The organism is Microcoleus vaginatus PCC 9802, assembly GCA_022701275.1.
Taxonomy (GTDB): domain Bacteria; phylum Cyanobacteriota; class Cyanobacteriia; order Cyanobacteriales; family Microcoleaceae; genus Microcoleus; species Microcoleus vaginatus_A.
On the sequence record CP031740.1, the window covers coordinates 6,350,905 to 6,374,358 of the forward strand.

The 23,454-nt window shown below is 45.9% G+C and carries 23 protein-coding genes and 1 pseudogene; 14 read left to right on the forward strand and 10 right to left on the reverse strand.

Annotated elements, in window-relative coordinates:
- Window positions 1-54 precede the first annotated feature (54 nt).
- A complete protein-coding gene (locus tag D0A34_26175; protein ID UNU21865.1) occupies window positions 55-1,473 on the forward strand; it encodes a 2-succinylbenzoate--CoA ligase in 1,419 nt (472 codons plus the stop codon).
- A 101-nt stretch (window positions 1,474-1,574) separates the two neighbouring features.
- On the opposite strand, the gene D0A34_26180 is transcribed toward D0A34_26175, so the two are convergent.
- From D0A34_26180 to D0A34_26195, 4 genes are all read right to left on the reverse strand, one after another.
- Window positions 1,575-2,546 (reverse strand): putative 2-dehydropantoate 2-reductase, encoded by a 972-nt coding sequence (locus tag D0A34_26180; protein UNU21866.1) that lies wholly within the window; start codon window positions 2,544-2,546, stop codon window positions 1,575-1,577.
- Window positions 2,547-2,622: 76 nt separating this feature from the next.
- Entirely contained in the window at window positions 2,623-3,048 is a 426-nt protein-coding gene (locus D0A34_26185; protein ID UNU21867.1) for an acyl-CoA thioesterase, read from the reverse strand.
- 152 nt (window positions 3,049-3,200) lie between these two features.
- Window positions 3,201-3,647 (reverse strand): Tellurite resistance protein TerB, encoded by a 447-nt coding sequence (locus D0A34_26190; GenBank protein ID UNU21868.1) that lies wholly within the window; start codon window positions 3,645-3,647, stop codon window positions 3,201-3,203.
- Between the two features lie 238 nt (window positions 3,648-3,885).
- Window positions 3,886-5,190: an ATP-binding protein gene (locus D0A34_26195; protein ID UNU21869.1), complete on the reverse strand. Its 1,305-nt coding sequence runs from the start codon at window positions 5,188-5,190 to the stop codon at window positions 3,886-3,888.
- Window positions 5,191-5,316: 126 nt separating this feature from the next.
- On the opposite strand from D0A34_26195, the gene D0A34_26200 reads away from it, so the two are divergent.
- From D0A34_26200 to D0A34_26250, 11 genes are all read left to right on the forward strand, one after another.
- Window positions 5,317-5,640 carry a hypothetical protein gene (locus D0A34_26200; protein ID UNU22474.1) on the forward strand — a complete coding sequence of 108 codons (324 nt, stop codon included), beginning with the start codon at window positions 5,317-5,319 and terminating at the stop codon, window positions 5,638-5,640.
- Window positions 5,641-5,907: 267 nt separating this feature from the next.
- Window positions 5,908-6,198, forward strand: a complete 291-nt coding sequence (locus tag D0A34_26205; protein UNU21870.1) for a hypothetical protein — start codon at window positions 5,908-5,910, stop codon at window positions 6,196-6,198.
- 229 nt (window positions 6,199-6,427) lie between these two features.
- Complete coding sequence (locus D0A34_26210) at window positions 6,428-6,610, forward strand: hypothetical protein (GenBank protein ID UNU21871.1); 183 nt, start codon at window positions 6,428-6,430, stop codon at window positions 6,608-6,610.
- A 106-nt stretch (window positions 6,611-6,716) separates the two neighbouring features.
- A complete protein-coding gene (locus D0A34_26215; GenBank protein UNU21872.1) occupies window positions 6,717-7,730 on the forward strand; it encodes an SDR family NAD(P)-dependent oxidoreductase in 1,014 nt (337 codons plus the stop codon).
- Window positions 7,731-7,915: 185 nt separating this feature from the next.
- Window positions 7,916-8,236 carry a hypothetical protein gene (locus D0A34_26220; GenBank protein ID UNU21873.1) on the forward strand — a complete coding sequence of 107 codons (321 nt, stop codon included), beginning with the start codon at window positions 7,916-7,918 and terminating at the stop codon, window positions 8,234-8,236.
- A gap of 84 nt (window positions 8,237-8,320) precedes the next feature.
- Window positions 8,321-9,328 carry an SDR family NAD(P)-dependent oxidoreductase gene (locus D0A34_26225; GenBank protein ID UNU21874.1) on the forward strand — a complete coding sequence of 336 codons (1,008 nt, stop codon included), beginning with the start codon at window positions 8,321-8,323 and terminating at the stop codon, window positions 9,326-9,328.
- Between the two features lie 178 nt (window positions 9,329-9,506).
- A complete protein-coding gene (locus D0A34_26230; GenBank protein ID UNU21875.1) occupies window positions 9,507-9,620 on the forward strand; it encodes a hypothetical protein in 114 nt (37 codons plus the stop codon).
- 159 nt (window positions 9,621-9,779) lie between these two features.
- Window positions 9,780-10,547, forward strand: coding sequence for a class III poly(R)-hydroxyalkanoic acid synthase subunit PhaE (locus D0A34_26235; GenBank protein ID UNU21876.1), 768 nt, complete (start codon window positions 9,780-9,782; stop codon window positions 10,545-10,547).
- Between the two features lie 10 nt (window positions 10,548-10,557).
- The gene (locus tag D0A34_26240; GenBank protein UNU21877.1) at window positions 10,558-10,950 is read left to right on the forward strand and encodes a hypothetical protein; all 393 of its coding nucleotides are present in this window, start codon (window positions 10,558-10,560) and stop codon (window positions 10,948-10,950) included.
- A 28-nt stretch (window positions 10,951-10,978) separates the two neighbouring features.
- The gene (gene phaC / locus D0A34_26245) at window positions 10,979-12,031 is read left to right on the forward strand and encodes a class III poly(R)-hydroxyalkanoic acid synthase subunit PhaC (protein ID UNU21878.1); all 1,053 of its coding nucleotides are present in this window, start codon (window positions 10,979-10,981) and stop codon (window positions 12,029-12,031) included.
- 309 nt (window positions 12,032-12,340) lie between these two features.
- The gene (locus D0A34_26250; protein UNU21879.1) at window positions 12,341-14,512 is read left to right on the forward strand and encodes an NTPase KAP; all 2,172 of its coding nucleotides are present in this window, start codon (window positions 12,341-12,343) and stop codon (window positions 14,510-14,512) included.
- 146 nt (window positions 14,513-14,658) lie between these two features.
- On the opposite strand, the gene D0A34_26255 is transcribed toward D0A34_26250, so the two are convergent.
- Window positions 14,659-16,140: an MFS transporter gene (locus tag D0A34_26255; GenBank protein ID UNU21880.1), complete on the reverse strand. Its 1,482-nt coding sequence runs from the start codon at window positions 16,138-16,140 to the stop codon at window positions 14,659-14,661.
- Window positions 16,141-16,394: 254 nt separating this feature from the next.
- Complete coding sequence (locus D0A34_26260) at window positions 16,395-17,927, reverse strand: MFS transporter (GenBank protein UNU21881.1); 1,533 nt, start codon at window positions 17,925-17,927, stop codon at window positions 16,395-16,397.
- Window positions 17,928-18,755: 828 nt separating this feature from the next.
- On the opposite strand from D0A34_26260, the gene D0A34_26265 reads away from it, so the two are divergent.
- Both D0A34_26265 and D0A34_26270 read left to right on the forward strand, forming a co-directional pair.
- Window positions 18,756-19,289 carry a polynucleotide kinase gene (locus D0A34_26265; protein UNU21882.1) on the forward strand — a complete coding sequence of 178 codons (534 nt, stop codon included), beginning with the start codon at window positions 18,756-18,758 and terminating at the stop codon, window positions 19,287-19,289.
- Between the two features lie 17 nt (window positions 19,290-19,306).
- Window positions 19,307-19,552, forward strand: a complete 246-nt coding sequence (locus D0A34_26270) for a hypothetical protein (GenBank protein UNU21883.1) — start codon at window positions 19,307-19,309, stop codon at window positions 19,550-19,552.
- Between the two features lie 295 nt (window positions 19,553-19,847).
- Here D0A34_26270 and D0A34_26275 read toward each other — a convergent pair.
- The 4 genes and pseudogenes from D0A34_26275 to D0A34_26290 form a co-directional block, all read right to left on the reverse strand.
- Window positions 19,848-20,139: pseudogene (locus tag D0A34_26275) on the reverse strand (hypothetical protein).
- Window positions 20,136-20,420, reverse strand: coding sequence for a hypothetical protein (locus D0A34_26280; GenBank protein ID UNU21884.1), 285 nt, complete (start codon window positions 20,418-20,420; stop codon window positions 20,136-20,138). Before D0A34_26280 ends, D0A34_26275 begins: the two are co-directional and overlap by 4 nt.
- A gap of 8 nt (window positions 20,421-20,428) precedes the next feature.
- Window positions 20,429-21,463 carry a histidine kinase gene (locus D0A34_26285; protein ID UNU21885.1) on the reverse strand — a complete coding sequence of 345 codons (1,035 nt, stop codon included), beginning with the start codon at window positions 21,461-21,463 and terminating at the stop codon, window positions 20,429-20,431.
- Window positions 21,464-22,002: 539 nt separating this feature from the next.
- Entirely contained in the window at window positions 22,003-23,403 is a 1,401-nt protein-coding gene (locus D0A34_26290; protein UNU21886.1) for an S-layer homology domain-containing protein, read from the reverse strand.
- Window positions 23,404-23,454 lie beyond the last annotated feature (51 nt).

The window sequence follows — 23,454 nt, forward strand, 5'->3', positions numbered from 1 at the left end:
AAATCAAGCGGGTTAGGTAATTGTTTTAAATCGAAAAACTTGGTGAAAGCATCTATGGCAACAAATCTCACAGTAAATATTCTGGATATCAAGTCGGGCTTGCCCGATAACTGGCTTATCGGTTGTGACAGTCGCGAATTTGCCCGAATTGTCGATCGGGTATTTCTTGAAATCACCCAAAATCCCGCACAAAAAACACCCCCAAAAATTTGCCTTGCCGAACCAGAACCCGTGCAATTTCTTGCCAGTTTCACCGCCGCCTGCGCCGCCAAAGGCCCCATTTTTCTCTGCAATCCCAACTGGGTAAAACCCGAATGGGAACAAGTCTTTGATTTAGTCCAACCAGACATATTTTTAGGACAATACCCGCTTCCCAAAAATCCCCATATCCCAGTCCGCGAAGGCGGACTTCGTTTGTATAGTCGCGAATTCCATTCGTCCGGTAAAAGCGGTTTTGATACGATCATGATTCCCACCGGCGGTTCGTCGGGAAAAATTCGTTTTGCCATCCACAATTGGGAAACACTAACAGCATCAGTACAAGGTTTTCAACAATATTTTCAAGTTGACCAAATCAACTCCTTTTGCGTTTTGCCCTTATATCATGTCAGCGGTTTAATGCAATTTATGCGTTCCTTTACTACCGGAGGAAAACTCGCTATTCAGCCATTTAAAGAATTAGAAAGTGGTAAAAAAAGCGACCTCGAACCAGAAGAATTTTTCATTTCTTTAGTTCCAACTCAACTGCAACGGCTGCTGCAAAATCCAGATACAGCTAATTGGCTGGGACGGTTTCGGGCCGTACTTTTGGGGGGTGCTCCCGCTTGGTCGGAACTTTTAGAAACAGCTAGAAACTATCAAATCAAATTAGCGCCTAGTTACGGCATGACAGAAACCGCCTCGCAAATTGCTACACTAAAACCCCAAGATTTTCTCGCGGGAAATAACAGTTCCGGTAAAATTTTACCGCACGCTAAAATAACTATTCGCAGTGCCAATGGCGATATTTTGTGCGATAATCAAATCGGAAATATTGTGGTAAATGCTAAATCTTTGGCGTTGGGTTATTATCCTAAAAATTTTGGCGATCGCCAATACTTCCAATTAGATGACTTGGGATTTTTTGATAAAAATAACTACTTAAATATCATCGGACGCAGCAGCGACAAAATTATTACAGGCGGAGAAAATGTATTTCCGGCGGAAGTTGAAGCCGTTGTGCGATCGACTAATTTAGTTGCGGATATTGCTGTAATTGGCTTGCCAGACAAAGATTGGGGTCAAGTCGTTACGGCTATCTACGTTCCCGCTAATTCCGAAGTTACGGTCAAAAATCTGCAAGCGGCACTAGAAGATAAGTTGAGCAAGTTTAAGCGACCGAAATATTGGGTAATCGTCGAACAATTGCCGCGCAATTCTCAAGGCAAAGTTAATCGAGAAAAATTGCAAGAAATTGCGCTCAAATATCAATAATTATTAGGCGATCGCAATCAATGCAGAAGGCAGAATTTCTCATGCTTATTTCCGCCTCCTGACAACAGTCAACAGTCAACAGTCAACAGTCAACTGACTAATTACGACAAACCTAACAGCCTTCTCGTCTTCTCTGCTTCTTGTCTTTGAACATCCACAAACTTCAACATTCGGTAAACTACCTCTATTTGGGGCAACTTAATACCTGCTTGCTGCGCCACCCGTATCGGATTACCAAAAATCGCCTCAACTTCCAGGGGTCGCGATTCATCATAATCGATTTTCATGCTCGTGCGGTAAGGCTTCATTTTCTGAGTGTATTCGAGCATCTGTGGGATAAAGTCATCGGGAATAATGCGATCGCAACTTTTGGCTCCCGCTACCACTTCCCCCATCATTTCCTTGACTAAAATCAGAGTATCGGGATTAGCCATCAGTTCGTCAGTTCTGGCATCCAACACTACAGACAGCCCGTTATAAGGAATATTCCAAACCAGCTTTTTCCACCTTGACAATAGCAAATCTTCGCTCATTTTAATAGGAATATGAGCACGTTTAAAATCCTTAGCAATTTGGTGCAATCTATCAGTAATACCAATTGCTTTGTAGTCCTGGGCATATTCTCCCAAGGTGATAGTGCCGTAATCTAGGTGGCAGATGTGACCGGGCCCAACTTTATAAGAGCAGAGAAAACACAGCCCGCCCACCACTCGTTCTGCACCGACAATTTTAGCTACTTCCGGTTCGGCATTCAATCCGTTTTGCAATACTAAAACCGCGCCGTTATCCTTTAATAAAGGAGGCAAAATTTGGGGCAAAAAGTTATTTTGAGTTGTTTTCAGCGCTACAATTACTACGTCGCACTTAGGCATTTTATGCGTGTTGTGGTAGGCGCGGACGTGGGGGAGGGTGAAGTCGCCTTCGGGAGACTCGACAATCAAACCGTGTTTTCTGACCTGATCGTAATCGCTGCGTAGCAAAAAATTGACTTCTAAACCTGCTTGTTGCAGTCTAGCACCGTAGAATCCGCCTAAAGCTCCCGTGCCCACAATGGCATAATTGCGATTTGACATAATATCAAAAAGTCAGAAATAATATCAACAAAACAGAAATTTGACTGTCATACCCTGCTATTATTTAAAGATAGAACTAATCTGAAATCTCAATCTCAAATTTCCTCATCCACTTCATCAAGTCTTCAGATAGCTGTTTTCGATCTCGGCTAACTGCATCGATGCAGACGTGCTTAGTAAGAGCTTTAGCAGCGCTTCTTCCTGCAACTTCCTCAGAAAATACTTCATAGGCAATTTCAAATTCATCGCCAGTAACTTGTTTGGGCGTCAATTGAATCGTCAGCCGATCGCCCGCAAACATTGGGCGATAAAAATCTAGACTAGCATGAATTATGGGGAAGGCAACCTGGGGATTGCTGAAAAATGCTTTGAGATTGATTCCCGATGCTGCTAGAGATGCCTCGTAAGCTTCGTGGCACATCGCCAAAACGTTAGCAAAGTAAACGACTCCAGCAGCATCGGTATCTTGAAAGTGAACAGTGCGGGTGTAAGTGAAAGGCATTTGAGGTAGTAACAGCGATCGAATTTGCGATCGCAATTTTACCAACCATCATATCGGTAAAACCGCACTTGTGGAGAAGTTGTCAGCTAAGTAAGTAGGCGCTAATTTTTTATATTGTAAAACTCGCCCTCCTCACTCCTTCCCCTTCTTTCTTAACCTTTGTTCTTAATCAACATCACGTCTATAATCTTGAGGGCAATATCTTCGGAAAGCCCCAATGCACTGTAAAGATCGTTCAAAAGTTGTTCTTCTTCTTCTGAAACCTCGCCATCTGCTAAAGCGATATCAGTTGTGACAGCAAAAACAGTTTCTTTAAGTTCGTCGGGAAGCGTTACCAAAGCAGCATTAAACAGTACCTCAACTCCTTGCCGTTGCAGAATCATCAGCAGGCGATCGAGCATTTTTCTCATCACGTCATCGGGATAACTACGGAACAGTTGCATCCGAGATAGCGTCATGCTAATCGCTTTACTTTCGCTGTCATTGATGTAACCGTCGGCTGCTACGGCAATTAGCGCGATCGCCGCAAATGCTTCGGCCGGTCCTAACGTTACGTCCGTTTCTTGGCGAGTCTGCGATACTTTATCAAATAAACCCATGATATTTTCCTCATTATTTAGTGGTGGATTTATGGAGTCAGGATGGGTTCTGGCTCTGGAGGTTTGTTTGGGAATTTTGATAATTATATCAAATTTTGTTAGTTATTTATTATCAATAAAATTATGAAAAAATTAAGAATTTTTATTTCGCCCTTCGGCGCTGCAATGGCGGGTTTATTCAGCTCCTGAATTGCCTTCCCATATCTGGGGTAAAACCCGCCCTCCCAGCGCAGACGATCTACTTGTGAAAAATGGCTAAATCTGCTTTCAGGAAATCAACAAACTGCCGTGCAGTCCTGCCCGATCGCCCATTGCGACGAGTTGCCCATTCTTTAGCTCGGTGATCCAAATCCTCGGGAGCGAGTTTGATTCCAGCAAGTTCTGCCAGATGTCGGACAATTGTTAAATAAGTGTTTTGATCGGCCGGCTCAAAAGTTAAAGTCAAGCCAAATCGATCGCTAAATGAAAGTTTTTCCTGCACAGTATCCCAAGCGTGAACTTCATCTCCGTCGCGGGGGCGAGGCCTGTCATCAAAAAACTCTCGAATTAAATGCCTGCGGTTAGATGTTGCGTAAACTACCACATTTTGAGAGCGAGCAGTGACATTTCCTTCCAAAACAACTTTCAGAGCTTTAAAAGCATCGTCATCTTCCTCAAAGGAAAGGTCGTCCACAAAAATAATAAACTTTTGAGGAACTCCCCGCAACTGATCGACAATTAGTGGCAAATCTTGCAAGTCGGATTTAGATACTTCAATCAAGCGCAGATTGCGAGATCCAAATTCATTTAACAGCGACTTCACCAAAGAAGACTTGCCCGAACCGCGGCTCCCGTACAGCAAAACGTGCAAAGCCGGATAACCTGCCAGCAAAAACTCCGTATTTTTCACAAGAGCATCCCGCTGCCAATCGCAGCAAACCAACTCTTTTAAAGTTATGCGATCGGGATACGAAATAGTTGCCAACTGCCCTCCCCGCCACGCAAAAGCGCGAGATTCTGCAAACAAGCCGGTGCCAAACTGTCGATAATAAGCTGCCAAAGATTCCGTAGCGCTCGACCATTTTTCCACTTTCCCGTGCAGCGGCAAATCGCCATTTTCTTTGACACTTTCTGAATGCCAAATCGGAGGTGCAGCGTCAAGTTGACCCGCTACCCGCACCCACTTGCTCAACTGATCGCTGCTGCTGTCGTAAATATTTTGCAGCACGTGTAAATCATGTCGCGCTGCCTCCACCAAAGCGGGGGGCAAACTCGCAAAATCTGTTTGCTGAGCTCGGCGAGAAAAGGGGTTTTCGTCTTTCAGAATTTCGGAAATTAGAGAATCTTTCCAGCTCAGATTTTTAGCAGCCTGAACTTTGAACCAGTTGCCGTAAGCTGTCAGACAGTCTAAACCGCTGACTTCGCTGTGGTAGAGGGCTTGCAGCAAGTCGAGAAAGGCTTGACCTGCAGGGCTTTTGAAAACCGATTGATACAGCAGCAGGGATGCTGCTTGGCGCTGGAGGTAACGAATTTGGGCGATCGCACCAGAAGTTAGGGCTGACATAATGGCAATTGTATAACAGTTAGATATCCTGACTGGGTTTAATAAATTTTCTAACAAGTCGTGACACTAATTGCAGGCCGCGCTGTATAAATTTAGATGCAAAGAGTCAAATCTGGAGGATTAAAAATGAATTTAGGTACAGCAGCGGCGATCGGCTACGGCATTTTAACACTGGTTGGTGGCATCATGGGTTATATCAAGGCCAAAAGCCAAGCCTCGCTAATTTCTGGCCTGATTAGCGGTTCGCTGCTAATTTTTGCCGGCACCGCACAACTCATGGGACAAAGTTGGGGTTTAACATTAGCAGCAGCCATCTCCGCTGTTTTAGTAATAGTCTTTATTTTACGGCTTGTAAAAACTCGCAAATTCATGCCAGCCGGGATGCTCATTCTAGCTAGTTTGGCATCTTTGGGCGCGATCGTTTACGAAATCAGCGGTCAATCTCAATAGTCATTCGATTTTAGATTTTAGATTTTAGATTTTAGATTAACTCCCCAGCCTTGAGTGGGAGGTTGAACTAAAGTCTAATTTTTTTATTTCCCTGACTTATACTAATTTTTAAAAGTCAGTAGGGACACGGCAATGCCGTGTCCGGTCATTAGATTTTAGATTTTAGATTAACTCCCCAGCCTTGAGTGGGAGGTTGAACTAAAGTCTAATTTTTTTATTTCCCTGAGTTATACCACGTCTGACAAGTACGCGAGTAGGGAGACGGCAATGCCGTGTCCGGTGCGGGGATATGCGACAATTAAACATAAAAATTTGGATAAAGCAATGCAGCTAGCGTCATTAGAAACTTCACAAAGATTTCAAGGCGATAAAGCTTATGTAGGAGAACCATTAATTAACACTCCTCATAAAAAACATCGTCAGGAAGTTCTGATTCCAGCTCAAGAGAGAGCCAATAAGTCAAAGGCTCAAATAATAATCTTTGTAAAGTATGTAATTAAATTAGTAAAGACCTTTCGAGTATCAGCAGAAATATTCGACTTTAAGCCGCAAAATTAGGAGACAGTAATTTGGCTGGTATGTGGATTAATACGGTGGCGCATAGGTGCGAGCGTTATGTGTCAATAACAGTCCCTACAAGCTGAAAAAAAACACTAAAAATTAGGTCAAAAAATTGGGTAGTTTTTATTGACTAACCGTTGAAACCCTTCTTGAAGCGTTGTGTTCTGGCGGACGGTTATTCCAAGAACCGTCCGACAGAAACCAAGCGGGGAAAGGGATTAGAATTATGGGAGAGGTCTATTATGTCCCTGATGCCAGCCACGGCGAATATGCTGCTCGCATTCACACGGCTGGGGTTGTTCAATGCTGGCAAGCACACGCAATTTTGCCTTCAATTTGTATCGCGCTCAGAGCCTTCAAAATATGGCTCAAGCTCAAGGTTGAGCTGGTTTTAATTTCAACATACTAAAGGCTGCTTGAGAATGAAATGTGCTGGCAACTATCACCTTCGGTACGATGCGCCCTCACAGCTATTAAAGGTAGCTTCTAATAAGGGTTAGTAAGGAGTACCAGCAATGCAGCTTAAACCAATAGACCAACAAGTTGTCGCCGTTGTAGGAGCTTCCAGCGGGATCGGAAGAGAAACCGCTATTCAATTCGCGGCGCGGGGGGCGAAGTTGGTCGTTTCGGCTCGTAGCGAACCAGGATTGGATTCTCTAGTGGATGAAATAAGGCAGATAGGGGGCGAGGCGATCGCTGTGCCTGCAGACGTAGCAGATTTTGAACAGGTAAAAGCGATCGCAGACAGAGCGATCCAGCAATACGGGCGGCTTGATACCTGGGTGCATTTAGCCGCCATCAATCTCTACGCGATTTTTGACCAGACAACACCAGAGGAGTTTAAGCGCGTCATCGATGTGAACCTCATGGGACAGGTATACGGGGCGATGGCGGCACTGCCCCATCTCAAGCGCGAGGGACGAGGATCGCTGATCCATGTCTCCTCCGTGGAAGGCAAACGTTCGTTCCCATACCACAGCGCCTACGGGGCATCCAAGCATGGGATTGATGGCTTTTTGGAAGCCATGCGGCTTGAGTTGATGCACGAGGGTTTGTCCAGCATCAATGTAACCAATGTCATGCCAGCCTCAATGAACACGCCTCTGTTTAACAAATCCCGCACCAAGATAGGCGTAAAACCCCAAGGACTGCCGCCGTTTTACCAGCCCGATATCGTAGTTGACACTATCCTCTACGCGGCTTGTCACCCAACCCGTGACATTATCGCTGGAGGGGCAGGGCGGGCGATGGATCTAATTCAGCGACTCTCACCCCAATTAATGGATACCTTGCTGCTGCAATTCGGAGCGGGCTTTAAGCTGCAGAAAACCAGCGAACCGAAGTCCGAAGATGCTCCCGATAATTTATTTGAGCCGATCGCAGGCTTCGATCGCGTTGAGGGAGATTTTAGCAAGCAATCACGCGCGAATAGCTATTCCACCTGGCTGGAAACCCATCCCACGGCAAAGTGGGGTGCGATCGCCGTTACAGCGCTGGGAGCCTTCGGGTTAGCCCTGCTGGCAGTGTAAGCCTTCAATTTGAATAAACTTATTGCAGAAGTGGGAACTTCTTAACAGGGAACAGGAAACAGAGGTGCCTATCCCAAACATTTGCAACAGCTCTAATCTTTCTTGAGGGAAAAAGGCTCATTCATAAGACAAACTCAATCCCCAACAAGCGAGCCCGGGGTTGCCGCCGCGCCAGCTTGGACGAGATGGCGACCACTTCTTATCCTGCTTGGCATAACTCTGTCGATCGGCTGAGTGTAGGCTACGGGATTAATGCCATTAATAAAGATCGGGCAACACGCCTTCTCCAAACCGATGAGGGACAAAAACAGCTATCGCCTGAAAATCGGGCGGTTGCCGTGACCGAGGACTTGCTAAAACTGGGGCGTAAGGCGTTTTACTCGGAAATCTTTGGGAATGAAGTCTTTCAAAAGGATGCGGTTGGTGCTCTTGATAGCCCGATTAACCGTGTTACCCTTCAGCATTCTTCAACAAAATTGACCCAACGCCCGGCGAACCCGGTTTAAACCAAACTATCAGGATGTCCGGTTAAAAGAATCACCAAGAATCGGATCACTGATAAATAAAACTGATTTAGAGGACGAAAAATAATGCAATTGAAGCCAATCAATCAGCAAGTTGTTGCCGTCGTTGGAGCTTCCAGCGGCATCGGACGCGACACCGCTCTTCAGTTTGCCAAGCGAGGGGCCAAGTTAGTTGTCTCCGCTCGCAGTGAGTCGAAGCTAGCCTCCCTAGTGGATGAGATTCGGGGCTTCGGTGGTGAGGTAACGGCTGTAGTTGCCGATGTGTCGGTGTTCGAGCAGGTCAAAGCGATCGCAGACCGTACCGTCGAAGTGTATGGGCGACTCGATACGTGGGTGCACGTCCCTGCTGTCGGCATTTTTGCCACATTCGACAACACCACACCCGAAGAGTTTAAGCGCGTCATTGATGTGACCTTGATGGGGCAGGTATACGGTGCAATGGCGGCGCTACCCCATCTCAAGCGTGAGGGACGGGGGGCGCTGATCCACATCTCTTCAATGGAAGGTGTGCGAAGTCTCCCTTACCAAAGTGCATACTCCGCCGCCAAGCACGGCATTGAGGGATTCATCGAAGCTATGCGCCTGGAGTTGCAACATGAGAACATACCTGTCAGCGTGACGAGCGTGAAACCAGCGGTCATTAATACACCCTTCTGGAACAATGGCCTCACCAAGCTAGGCGTAAAGCCAGGAGGGATACCGCCCTACTACGACCCCAGGTTGGTAGCTGACGCCATCCTCTACGTTGCTGAACACCCAACTCGTGACTTCTTGGTTGGGGATTCGGCTAGAGCTCTAGCTGCGTTACAGCGGCTTTCACCCGAAGTGGCAGATGCCTTGTTGCTGCTCATCGGCTTCCAGGCTCAACGCAGCAACGAGCCGAAGTCTCCAGACGATCGGAACAACCTTTACGAGCCTGTCCTAAACGATACCAGAGTTGATGGAGACTATGGCAATTTAGTGATACCGAGCGTTACTGACTGGCTGGCTAAGAATCCCGCTCTCCAGTGGGGTGCGGCTGGTGTGATGGCTTTAGCTTTGCTGGCAACACAAGGCTTCAACCACGAAAAGTGATTTTAGGATGAAATCAGTAACGCCCGTACATCAACAAATGTGAGTAGAAACTGCTGCCTCATCAAATATTTAGGTAGAGTGGAACGTTTCTGGGAGAGTAGCTAATCACAAATTAGCTTTATCCGTTTTATACTCAGGGTTTTATGGATGGACGAGGGAACTAACTTATCGATCTGCCATCTACGGCACTGTTGTAGAAGTGGTAGATCGATGGTATCCCTCATCTAAAACTTGTTCAAACTACGGTCACGTTCAACTAATGCCATTTCAAGCGCGAGTATTTGTTTGTTAGCAGTGTGGCTCTAGTTGTAGTAGAGGCTTGAACGGAGCTATTAATTTAGCTGTTGTCTTACAAAAAAAAGTAAGGAGGCGTCGTTCTGAATAGACGCCTGCCCCGTAGAAGGAGCCGACTCCCTACCCTGAAGCAAGAAGTAATTTTTAAGTGTACAAGATGTCGATCTTGTCCCTTTCATATCAATATTATGTAGCAGACGTAAATATGTGGGAAAGCTGGTTCGATTTCATCAAGTCTGCAACAACTCCCGCAACACCTGCTGCGGTCAAGGCTACTCAAAATCAAGCCGAGTTGTGGCAGATTTACCTGAAGGGGCTGCAAAAGTTGACTCAGCTTTGGGCAGAATCACTACAGCAGTCACTAGAGAGCGGAACCGGAGGAGTAGGGGGTTACGCTGGAGCATTGATTGAACTCAGCAGCCTCTACTGGAATATGTATGAAAAGACATTTGGTAGCGTTCTGCAAAGCCCAAACTTGGGATACGCTCGTGAGTTCAACAACAAACTGCTTAAAAGTTTTGATGCCGGGATCAACTTTTCTAAGGCCAAGTTTGACTATCAAATAGTGCTACTTGATGTCTGGCTGAAAGCTTCTGAGGAGCTGATGCGAGAGTTAGCCTCTTCTGAAGAAAAGGGCGAAACGGTTCAGAACTGGCAGCAGTTACTCCAAGTTTGGAGTAGCGTATTTGACGGAGTATTTCTACAAAGGTTCCGTGCAGAAGATGCTCTTGAAGTTCGAGGAAATTTTTTGAACTCCGCCATGATATACAGGCTTTATCAGCAACAGCTCACGGAAGTGTTTCTGAAGATGTATGACCTGCCAACTCGGGGCGAAGTAGACGAGATTCACCACAGCATTTACGAGCTGCGTAAGGAAGTTAAAAGCCTTAAAAAAGCATTAGCAGAATCTCAGATAAAAGGTTGAAGTAGGAACTATGAAAAATTCGATGACGTGGAAGTATTTATTTTTGGGCAAGGCTGGAATAAATTGGGTTGAATCTGTCGGGTTACTGTTTGGCGACCAATGGATTCGCCAGTTGCTTAATCTGAAACCTCTGGTCAATCCCGAGTATTTACATATGTTTATTGTGTTGATATTCATTTTCGGGATTGGCTATTGGTGGGTTGGTAACGACCTTTCCCGCCAGGATATCGTGAAACTTGGAATCTGCGCCCAATCCTCGGTTTTCCCCGTGCTGGCTTATCACACCGCGATCGGCAATCTTCACCCACTCTATTTAGTTCCGGGTGCGATCGACCTTGTGTTTTCGATTCTCTTCGGTCTGTTTCTCTACTCCTACAATGAGGCTAAGCCAGCTCTGGAGTGACTATTCCTAATGAATTCAGAATATCAATATGGTAACGACAGAGCTAACCCAAAAACTGGTCAAGGGCGTCGAGATTTTCACCCGCCTGCGGGAGGAAGATATTCAAGTCGGGGTGACTCCCAAGGAAGAAGTTTACCGGGAAGATAAGGTACTGCTGTACCACTTCTCGCCGAAAGTTGAGCATTCGCTGAATATTCCCATACTCATCGTTTACGCCCTGGTTAATCGTCCCTACATAGTCGATTTACAGGAGGGGCGATCGCTCGTTGCGAATTTGCTAGAGCTTGGTTTGGATGTTTACCTGATTGACTGGGGCTATCCGAGTCGCGGCGATCGCTGGTTAACTCTTGACGACTACATTAATGGCTATATCAACAACTGTGTGGATGTGGTACGCGATCGTCACAACTTAGAGCAAATCAACCTGTTAGGTATTTGTCAGGGGGGAACCTTCAGCCTCTGCTACAGTTCCCTTTACCCCGAGAAGGTAAAAAACCTGATTACTATGGTCACCCCCGTCGATTTTCACATCAATGAGGGACTCCTCAATGTTTGGGGTGGATGCACTCTGGGGTCAAAGGCTGTAGATATCGATTTAATGGTGGATACTCTGGGGAACATTCCCGGCGACTTCCTGAATTTGGAGTTCTTGATGCTGAAGCCTTTTCAGTTAGGAGTTCAGAAGTATATTGACCTTCTGGAGAACATCGATTGTGAAAGCAAACTAATCAATTTTCTCCGGATGGAAAAGTGGATTTTTGATAGTCCCGACCAAGCTGGAGAGGCTTACCGACAGTTCATGAAGGATTTCTATCAGGGAAACAAACTGATTCAAGGTCAGGTCGAGATTGGCAACAAGCGAGTGGATCTGGGAAACATCCGCATCCCGATTTTGAACATTTACGCCGAGCAAGATCATCTCGTTGCTCCAGCCTCTTCCTTAGCTCTTAAGACATACATTGCTAGCGAAGACTACACCTTGCGCTCCTTCCCAGTGGGGCACATCGGGATGTACGTCAGCAGTAAAGTGCAGCGAGACCTTCCTCCAACTATTGTCGATTGGCTTAAGATGCGGGCGTAGAAAATGGATGCTGGTGTTCTGCCTCACCACGATGCTTCGTTTGCTGCGATCGCCCACTTAGGCGCGTGTAAACGGGTGCTTCATTTTGGCAACCCTGTCCCTTCTACACAACCTAGCTTAACGTTAATATCCATCTAACAGTAGACAAGAAAAGAGCTTCCTTGATGGTACTCTATGAGCATCTATAAAGATAAGCAATCGCATAATTAAAACGTAATTCAACACCCCAAACTCAGCATGCTAGGGGGGTGTTAATTAGAACGAACGTTGAACGGCAAGAACACCTTAGCTAACAAGTAGAGAAACTGTATGGCTCAAAAAAAGAACGCTCCAGAAATCTTGCCGGAGGATTTTAGTGACCCATCTGCTGATAACGCCTTAATCGAGCCGAAACAAGACCGATTAGGATATGCACCCTTCGCCAAACATCTTGCAGACAGTATTTGCCAAATGAACTTTCCTGAAGGGTTCGTTATAGCGGTTTACGGTTCCTCAGGGTTTGGCAAATCCACACTATTGAACTTTTTAACGTACTATCTCAAGCAAAAGCCAGAGAGCGAGCAACCTATTATTGTCCCTTTTAATCCCTGGTTATTTTCTGGGGGCGAAGACATCACAAGGCGCTTTATTGGCCAATTACAGACTGTTTTGAGCCAATTTAAAGCTATCCCCAAAGGCTTCCTAGGTCGAATAACCAATCTGGCTAAAGCAGTTTCTGAAATTCCTCTTCCTTACGCTCAAGCTAGTAAGGCACTTGTAAAATTATTTGACGATAAAGAAAAGGAGACTTCCGACTTAAAAGAAGAAGTCGAAGATACACTAGAAAAGCAGCATCCGCGAATCGTAGTAACCATTGACGATATTGACCGGCTCTCCGCTGAAGAGATTAGTCAATTATTTTATCTTATTAAATCAATTCCCAACTTTACTAATGTTGTCTATTTGCTCGTTTTCGATCAAGAAGTTGTCATCAAAACCCTCGCAGACAAACAACCTTTACCTGGAGACACCTACCTCAATCAGATTGTTCAAGCTTCTTTTGAGTTACCTCTTCCAGATAAAACCTCACTCCGCAAGCTACTTTTTGAAAAACTCAATGGCATACTAGCTGATGTACCAAAGCCACTACTCAATCAAAATCGCTGGGGCAATGTTTATTTACAAGGGATAGACCACTTTATTACCAACCCTCGCGACATTACTCGTCTGACTAACATCTTAACCGTGACATACCCAGCGGTCAAAAGTGAAGTGAATCCTGTCGATCTTATTGCTATGGAGTCCCTGCAAGCCTTTCGCCCAACGATCTATGACATAATCCGCAAAAATCCTAAATTCTTTGCGGGAAATGTCGAGGCGGAGGGTTCTCTACTTCCGACTTTGGACGAGCTCAAAGATTTTCATTATTCGTGGCTGGCTCAGTTTGAAGATGAAGATAAAGAACCAATCAAACGGCTGCTATTGCACCTTTTTCCTAAATTACAAGGTGTTTGGTATAATACCTATCCCCCTGCCCAGGACGAGTCAATATGGGCCAAGCAATTACGTATTTGCAGCTTAGATATATTTCCCAACTACTTCGGTTTAGTCTTAACACAAGATGAATTCTCGGATGCTGAGATTAAAACAATTTTTGCGTTGGCAAAAGATGCAAAAGCATTTGGGAATAATCTTGTAGAACTCGTTCATCAAAAACGCTCTGATGGCACGACGCAGGTTCGGGCATTTCTTGAACGGCTGGAGGATTACCCTGAAAAAGAAATTCCTACCGATTGCATTCCTTCAATTGTGAAAGCTTTGTTTGATGTCGGCGACCAGCTTTTGCCTCCGGAAGACGAACCGCATGGAATGTTTGATTTTGGCAATGACATTAGAATTGAACGCCTGATCTCACAACTGTTGCATCGGATTGACGAACAAGCACGGTTTGAAACCTTGAAAGAGGCAATATCAAACGGTAACGCCTTATCCATAATTGTGCGCGAAGTAGCAGCTTTGGGTCAGGAACAAGGTAAATATGGAGCAGAGGAATATATCCCCGCAGAGGAATGGCTCCAGAGTGTAGAACACCTTAAAGAACTTGAAGGAATAGCCTTGAAGCGGCTGCGAGATGCTGCACAACAAAACTCCCTACTGGAATCCCCAAAGCTATCTGAAAATTTACACTATTGGCAAAGTTGGGCAGGAGGAGAGGAAGTCAAGCAATGGGTTGAAAAGATTATTGATAATGAGGAAGGGCTAGTTAATTTCTTGGAGAAGTTGCTGCAAAAAGATTTTAGTGAGGATGGGTCGAACGAAACTCAAAAAACTGGCTACAAACTTGACCTTAACTGGCTCGAACCCTATCTCGAACCATCCGCTATCGTTGAGCGAATGAGGAGTCTCGGTGAAACCAGCGAGTTAACAGAAGCCCGGAAAAATGCGATCGCCCAATTTATCCAAGAATATGAGATGCACCAGCAGGGACAAGGCTCGGATTAGGCAAGGATTTAGGCGGTTGAATAGCAGTGCTAGAGCCTCGATCCGGTAATCAAAATGGTGTGGAGGGTATGACGCAACTGACTGGCGACGAACGTTAGAAACTCATCGTTCAGAGAAGCAACCAGGGCTAGGCCATAAATTTATTGCTATTCCTTTGCTTCAATCAGCTTGGTTGGCTGCCTGACTGGGAATAGGGCGCGTATTAGCTGACTCACACCCACAGAACGCTGCTCGTGAACAAACACCAAGGGCAGCAGGGCAAACAGCCGCAGGACGGCTGAGAGAGCAAACGCCATTGGCAAACCACCAAAATGAGCCAGACTCGCGACATAGCTACCCACAGTGATTCCGATCGCCCCAGTGATTCCAGGAACCGCCGCCGCAATCGCAAAATAAATCGACTGATTGCGTAGCGGTGTCACCGACATCATCAGATTGCCACTGCACAGGTCAATCGCTGCCCAAGTCCCCCCGGCCACTATATGCAACAAGGGGAACCACACCCAAAGGAAAAAGGGAGTAGTTCCAGCTTCTAGCCACAGTAGAGGCGTCAGAGCCACCAAGACTCCCACAGTTATCATCACGGGGCGATTACCAATCCGGTCAGCCAGTCTGCCCCAGAACATCAGCATCAGCAAGTTAGCACCAGCTCCCAAGCTGTTATAGAGCGTTACCACACTGACATCTAGGTGGAGATCCCCCAGCAAGTAGAGGTTAAAGAAGGGAGCGCTCATGTTAACCGCAAAGCTCCAGAAGCCTGCGTAAAGAAGAAACCTCAAAAAATTGGCATCCTTGAAGAAGCTAAAAACTGTCTCCCAAGGTGACAGGTGGTCTGTATCCGAATCGGTGACCTGTAAAAGCTTTGGATTCACATCAGTCATCCAGAAGTGAAAGCCCAGACTGATTATCCCCAGCACGATTCCCAGAACCAACACCGCACCGAAGCCAGAGAGCGAGCCACCGGGCCACTTCGATACTGCTAGACCCAGAAGCGGCACAGCGATGAGATTGGTTAAGGTCACAACACTATTGCGAAAGCCAAAATACCGCCCCCGCAATCGGTCTGGTACTAACACAGCCATCCAGCTAAAAAAGGAAGCACGGCCCAAAGCTTCCATGATATTAGTCACCCAGATAATTGCCAGTGTCAACAGCACCAACTGATCTCCAGCCATACGAGATGAGCTGACCAACCAAATCCCTGGCACAACCAGCAACCACAGCAGCCGGGACGAGCCAAAAATCACCAGGGAATACCAATTGCGGCTCTTGATGCGGTCTCCCAGATAGGCTCCCAGCGGTTGCAGCAAATTGGTTAGCTGAGGAATTGAGGCGAGCAAACCAATTTCTACTGTACTCGCACCGAGATCCAGCAAGAAATTACTAAGCAAGGCGCCGCCAATGATACTGGAAAAGACTGTGGCGAAGCCTGCTTCGGTAGTTAATGCCTTGAGACTTGTCCGAATTTCTCGCTTGGAAATTTTTTGAGGCGGGTTTGGAGGAAATACCGTCTCTGATAATGCCCTATTCTCTTGTTCGACTTTTAATACTAAATCTTTCTCGGTGTGTTGAAAATCTTCAACTATTACTCCTTGGAAGTTTAGTAATCCTGTCAGTAGAGGATTCATGAGGGTTCTTGGTAATATCCGCTACATTAACATATGATAAGCAGAAAACCAAGGCTCATTTCGTTTTTTGCCACATCCCCACTAGGATAGATCTGTTCAAAAGCTTTTGTAATAAGCAGTTATACTTAATTATAGTTGAATTTTCAGAAATGGTACCAGGCGGCTCTTGTCCCCGCAGTAGTTCATTGCAATGAACTATGAATAAAAATCCCTCCCCGTTCAGGGGGAGGGTTCGTCAATTCGCCATCTCAAGACTAAGTGGATGAGCTTGCAGGTGGACTTTCATCCTCAAGTTCTTCTATTAATGGTAATGGTTTCAAAGTGGTGCGTCCTGCTTGAATAGCCCCTGCTTGACGCTTGAGTGTTGGGATCAGGACTCGCATTAGCTCACTCACAGGCACAGCTCGCTGCTCGTGAACAAACACCAAGGGCAGGAGGGCAACGACGCGCAGGACGGCTGAGAGAGCAAACACCGTTGGCAAGCCACCAAAATCCGTCACACTCGCGACATAGCCACCAACAGTAATTCCCATCGCCCCAGTGATTCCAGGAACCGCCGCAGCAACAGCAAAATAAATCGACTGATTGCGTAGCGGCGTCACCGACATCATCAGATTGCCACTGCACAGGTCAATCGCTGCCCAAGTCGCACCGCCGAGTATGTGCAACAAGGGGAACCAAGCCCAAAGGAAAATGGGAGAAGTTCCAGATTCTAGCCAAAGTAGAGGCGTCAGAGCCACCAAGATTCCCACAGTTATCATCAGTGGGCGATTGCCAATCCGGTCAGCCAGTCTGCCCCAGAACATCAGCATCACCAAGTTAGCACCAGCTCCCAAGCTGTTATAGACCGTTACGACGCTGACATCTAGGTTGAGGTCCCCCAGCAAGTAGAGGTTAAAGAAGGGAGCGCTGATGTTAACCGCAAAGCTCCACAAGGATGAGTAAAACAAAAACCTCAAAAAATTGCCATCCTTGAGGAAGCTAAAAACTTTCCCCCAGGGCGACTTGTGGTCTGTATCCGAATCGGAGGCGTGTACTAGCTGCGGGTTGACATCGGTTATCCAGAACTGAAAGATCAGACTGAGTGTTGCGAACACAACTCCCACAACCAGAACCACACCGAAGCCCGAGAGCGAACCACCCGGCCACTTCGATACCGCTAGACCCAGCACCGGCACGCCGACGAGATTGGTGAAGGTCACCACACTATTGCGAAACCCAAAATACCGCCCCCGCAATCGGTCTGGTACTAACACAGCCATCCAGCTAAGAAAGGAAGCACGACCCAAAGCTTCCATGAAATTACTCAGGCAGATAATTGCCAATGTCAACAGCAGCAACTGGCGTGGCTGCATACGAGATGAGCTGACCAACCAGATCCCTGGCACAATCAGCAACCACGGCAGGCGCGACGAGCCGAAAATCACCAGCGAATACCAGTGGCGGCTCTTGATGCGGTCTCCCAGATAGGCTCCCAGCGGTTGCAGCAAATTGGTTAGCTGAGGGATTGAGGCGAGCAGACCAATTTCCACTGTACTGGCACCGAGATCCAGCAAGAAATTACTAAGCAAGGCGCCGCCAATAATACTGTAAAAGACGGTAGCAAAGGCACCTTCGGTACTTAATGCCTTGAGGCTTTGCCGAATATCTCGCTTGGCAATTTTAAGATGCGGGTTTGCAGTAAATAGCGGCTCTGATAATGCCTTATGGTCTGGGGTTTCCTCAATGACCATAGGGGCCAGAGGACTCGTTTCTACTAAAATGTTATCTTCTTGTGGAGTGAGCATATTATCTGGGCAATATTTAAAGAGTTAATCGGAACTACATTACTGCTTTGCTCTGAGTGCCTTTCTAAAGACAAATGTCCTAAAAAATGCTTTATTTAAATCCTGTAATGGCAACCCCTTACCTGCTGAGCGTTAATTAGTAAACGCCATAAAGTATTTCAGAAATATAACCACAACCTGTCCCCAATAGTCAGGTTTTCTTGACAGAATTCATATAAAAATACTCTCTATTCTAGTATAGTCGACCTTTAACAATTTGACAAGAATATTTATAAATAATAACAAGTGTTTTTTGTAAACAAATTTTAAGCTTTTAGTTACAATAGTTACTTAAATTATTTTAGAGTTAATCATTAGAGGTTATTTCTCAAGATAGATTTCTTTCTAAACTCTAAGGAGGATGCAGATATGCTACCTCTAAGGTATCTGCAGTTAGAAGTTGAGCTCGTAGATTTCAACTCGACCAAACTTTCCTAGAGTGACTTCATCTTCAAGCGGAAGAATTTTTAATGAGGATTTTAAGGAGTAGGCTCGATTGAAGCCAATAAATTACAGGTGGTTGCCGTTGTTGGGCTTCGAGGGGCATCGGACTTGAGGTAATCATCAACTTGGTTTCAGGAAGGAGGGGCAAAAGGAAGGGGTTGTCTCTGCTAGCACTGAGGTGGGGCTAAATTCTTTGGTGGGCGAGATTTGTATCTCTGGCGGTGAGGCAACCCCTTTCGTTTCAAGATAGGTCGATCGCCGTAGCAGTACATTCCATTAGCTAGAGGAGAGGAAACGGATCGCAGCTTAGGATGTTTAATAAAACAGGGAATTTTCTAGGGAACGATGAGCTTATTACTAATAGATATGGATGGTACGCTCCGTGAACCACTCAGCGGACAACAATACTTCCAACATCCCAAAGATCAACGCATTATTGAAGGTGCCCAGATTGCCATTGGCGCTTACAAAGACGATTGGATTATTGCCGGCATCACCAACCAAGGTGGAGTTGCCGCAGGTCATAAGTCTATGCAAGAGTGCATCCAGGAACAGCAATACACGCTTGAGTTATTCCCAGAGTTGAGAGAGATCTACTTCTGCCCCGACTTTGAGGGTAAAAAGTGTTTCCGCGTCACTGGCCACAATGTTCATAACCACAGCCAAACTAAGTGGTCTGGACAGTACCGCAAACCGCGATCGGGTATGTTGCAACTAGCAATGGTCAGACACAAACACACCCCGCAAAATTCGCTGTATGTGGGCGATCGCCCCGAAGATGAACAAGCGGCGCAACGAGCAGGTATACCCTTTCAATGGGCATGGGACTGGATCGAGCAACATCAAGAGGCGATCGTCCCCAACCTTACAGAAGTATAGTAATCGATAGGATAGTCATGGAACGAGAGATTACAGATAGCAACGGCATTACCTGGGTATGTATTCAAGCGTATTCTGGGATTTCCCACAATGCAGAAAACCAGGATGCGGCTCAGGTTAAAGGACAAGAAGATACGTACTGGGTAGTCTGTACGCCTAGTGGTGGCGCAAAGTCAGTGCGGCTCAAGCTTCAGGGCGAATGGGAAAAATCCTACTCTGATGAGATGTTGCTCAATGAAATTCAAGCACAGCAGGGGGTATGACCACAGCAAAATCAAGTGGTCTGGACAATACCGTAAACCGCGATCGGGTATGCTGCAACTAGCAATGTCAGAGACAAACACACTCCGCAAAATTCGTTCTATGTGGGCGCAAAAAAAGTAGTCATTGTAAGACTATTTTTGCATCCTAGAATAAGTGCCAAGGAGCGCAGATAAAATAATTTCCAGCCGTAAGCATGAGAACCCTTTCTCTACTTGGCGAAAGTATTCTAGTTACACGCTAGCTTGAGCACTCGATGAACTCTGCATACTGATTTCTCCTCCCTCTGGAGCTTTCCTATAAATGCTGTGACTGGTATGCCTTCAACTGTGCAATTTCCGCAAGCCATGTCTAAAACCATTGCCACTGCCACTAAATTCAGCCCCAAATCCCGACGTAAGCGCTGAATTTGGCTGATGCGACCGATGTCGGGCCGCAGCATCTAACCCGTGGCTTCAATTAATCCCATTTCAACAAAGCCTTCCACTAGAGTGACAGAGGTTTCTGTAACTCTAGCTACATACTCAAATGAATAAAGGCGATCGCCCTCTTGTGAAACAACTACCCATGAAAGACTAACCTCGTTCATAGCCTTACCTCCTCTAAATTGGCACGCTGATTAAAACTGCTATTAGCACGAATTTTTTCATAGCAGTCACGCTCAATCTGGCTTACATCCTGAGGAGATACAATCTGTAACTTGACAATTTGATCGCTGCGCCCATCCTTAGGTTTGGGCCATCCTTTGCCTCGTAGTCGCAAAGATTGCCCAGAACGAACACGAGCAGGAACGCTCATTGTGACACTGCCGTCAGGCGTTGGTACTTTTATTTGAGAACTCAATACAGTTTCATCAGGTCTAATCGGAATTTCACTGTTTAAATCTGTTCTTCCCCTTGATTAAAACGCTGAATTCCTTGATTTTCCTCTACGCTAGCAATAGCCTCTTTGGGAATATTGAGGATGCCTGTAAACGAATTTTGGCTTACTTTCAAAGCTTGTTCCTTATTTTTGTACTCTGCCAGTTCGCCCTGTAAATTGTCAATTGTCTGTTGAAACCGAGCGGCTTGTCTGAGCATTTCTTGTTCGGAAAAATCCAGCAATTGAATTAACTTGGCAACTTGATATTCCAGTAATTGGGTTTCCCCAAAATCGTTATTTTTAAAAAAAAAGTTAGGATTTTCTGAAGACTCAAAAACACTTTGTGTGTCGGGGATGGACAATGCTGTTTTTACACTAAGTGCCAAATCTTTAAACATTTCAGCCCTGCTTTGGGGAATTTTAACTTTCAGGAACATCACTACCGCAAACACACTTCCTGAGGGCAGAAGTCCCCCAAATCCCAAGACAGACTTGACTTGGTAGGGGATAATTAAGGAATTTTGCTCAGGAATAAAGGGGCTGCCTTTTGCTTCTGATACATGAAAAATATTTAATACTGCGGGCTCTAATTGCAGGAACCTTTCTCGCTCAATTCCGAGGAATGTAGGAATGTCTAAACCGAACTGCCGGATTATTTCCGAAATCGCCGGCATTTGAGCCACTAATTTTGTGCTAACTAATGGAATAGCTGGATTTTCTGCTGCTGTGTGCCGAGAATTCCACTGCGGTTGTGTGCCTGCTGCTGCTAGCAGAGTCCAACATTTCATGTCGGCGGCGGGGGAATTGCCCTTCATCAAGCGGCGGGCGGATTGTTGCAATGAGTCTTCTAATTCCCCGTAGGGATGAGTTTTGAACAAACGCACTAAGGCACAGGTATTTTCTCCAGTTTGCGAATCGCAAAAATGTCGGTAAATATAGTTAACAATATTCTGGCTGCTGGCTTCCATACTAGCAGTATTTCTACCTAAGTGGCGCAGGACTAAGCTGCATTTAGCCATGTCTTGCGGGGTAAATAAGGTAATATCGTACATTAAAAAATGCTCTCCAAGAGCTCAAACACTCTTGTTCATTTATCGTTAAGGCCGCTACGGCATCCGGAATCCTACTGAGAGTTTTGAAAAAAGTGTTAGTTAAAATATGTATAAAATTTGCCCGCAAAATGCAGCAGTTGTATGGCAGGATACAGAAATTAAGATTAAAGAAAAAAAATCTCCCCCCTAGGATAGGGCACCAGGACAGAAAAGCCGATTTTTAATTTGTAAAAGGGTTTTTTACGAGAACTCCCCCAGAGGAATTAAAGAAACAGGGTTTTTCACCGGATATGCCTCGCGTTTTACATGGCATTTTCGTAGATAAAAGTCGGTTTCTGGGTAAGCCAGATTCACCGAAATCCTAGAAACTCAAGCTGCAATTTTTGTGGGGGGCGATCGCACGCCGATTTATCAAAAATTGGTACAATTTCGTCAGTCTTGGACGCAGAAACCGGGTTTGCTTACAGAGAAAAAACCCGGTTTCTTGGGTATTGGTAAGTAGATGCTGTCTTCAAAAATTTTAACCACCCCAAACAACTCTACTCAGCAGGTTGAGACTTTGCTTCCAGGGAATCTTTAGCAGACAATCCCTGATCTTGAACGCCAAAATACCACAAACTAGCAGCAGCTTCGGCACGAGTCACTGATTTCTTCGGCTGAAACAGAGTAGTAAAACCAAAAACGCGGCGAATATTCGCCAAATCTCCATTGTTAAAATCAGCTAAAACTGCCCGCGATGCCTGGGAATCAATCTTAGAAGCATCTTGAAAACCCCACTTTTCTTTCACTCCGTCAATGTTAGCTGTGGGCAAAACTTGACGAGTATCTAAAGGTACTTTCCAAAGAATCATTGTTTCGCGAGTTAAAGGTGCATCCGGGCGAAATTTCACATCTTTAGTTTCTCCCGAAAGCGAACTCGGAATTACACCGGCTTCTGCTAAACCTTGAATTGCTGAAAAATCGGGATCACTTTTGGGTATGTCAGAAAAGGCTGGTTCACTAGAGTCTACTGCTAATCTAATTTGTTTGGCTTGACGGCTAGCATAAATCTGATTGTTAGCTGCTACTAACCAGCGGGCGTATTCACGGCGAGTGACAATTTTGTTGGGTTTGGGCAAAGTGCTGGCTGTTTCTAAATTAGCACTTTCTGTCGATCGCACTTTCAGCGCTTCCAACTGACTTAAATCAGCCACATACTGCCGCAACTGTTGAGGAATTTGGGTGTCTAGTTGGCTAACTTGTGCTGATTTGGGCGAGGCGGATGGCGTTGGAGTAGTTCCCTCTGAATTAGATGGAGTTGGTGAAGCGGTTGGAGATGCGCTAGACTCGGAATTATTAGGTTGGGGGCTGGCGGGAATTTCTGATCCCTCTTTGCTGTAGTCGATCGCAAATTCTGTAGAACCCCCTACTTTCTGAGTAGGAGAAAGCGACACAGTTACCCGTAAATTATCTCGCGTTGCTACCAAAGAACCTTGTCCCTCGGCGGTGGGGCGGCTGACTATTTCCCAGTTGCGACGCCCAAACTCTGTGGAGTAAAAGTTCTGAACCGAATTAACAGGATCTGTGCTTTCCCAGCGCAGCCGCACATTTTTTTGCGACGGATCGGTTTCCCCACCAACTTCGATTAACTCAGCATTAGGATAGAGTGGAATCTCTGTCGGAAAATCGGGAGGAAGTTTGGCGATAGAGTTTGTCTCAATTGCTGTCGCTGGTGGCGGGGAAGAGAAAACCAGTGGATTTTGTTTTAATTTCGGATCCGCGGCTAAAGATTCTTCGAGTGCCTTGCTGTTGGGGCTGTTTGCACAAGCTGTGACAGCAGCCAGCAGACACACAGCCAGCCAAGTATTTACAGCAGCGAGTATATTGGTTTTATTGGTTTTATTGGTTTTAGATCGTCCGGGAGAGTTGCCTCGCCGTTGAGTAAATATAATATTCAGCATAAATCGCCCCTTTGCAGATATATTTCTAGGCTAGCGCAGATCGATCGGGCA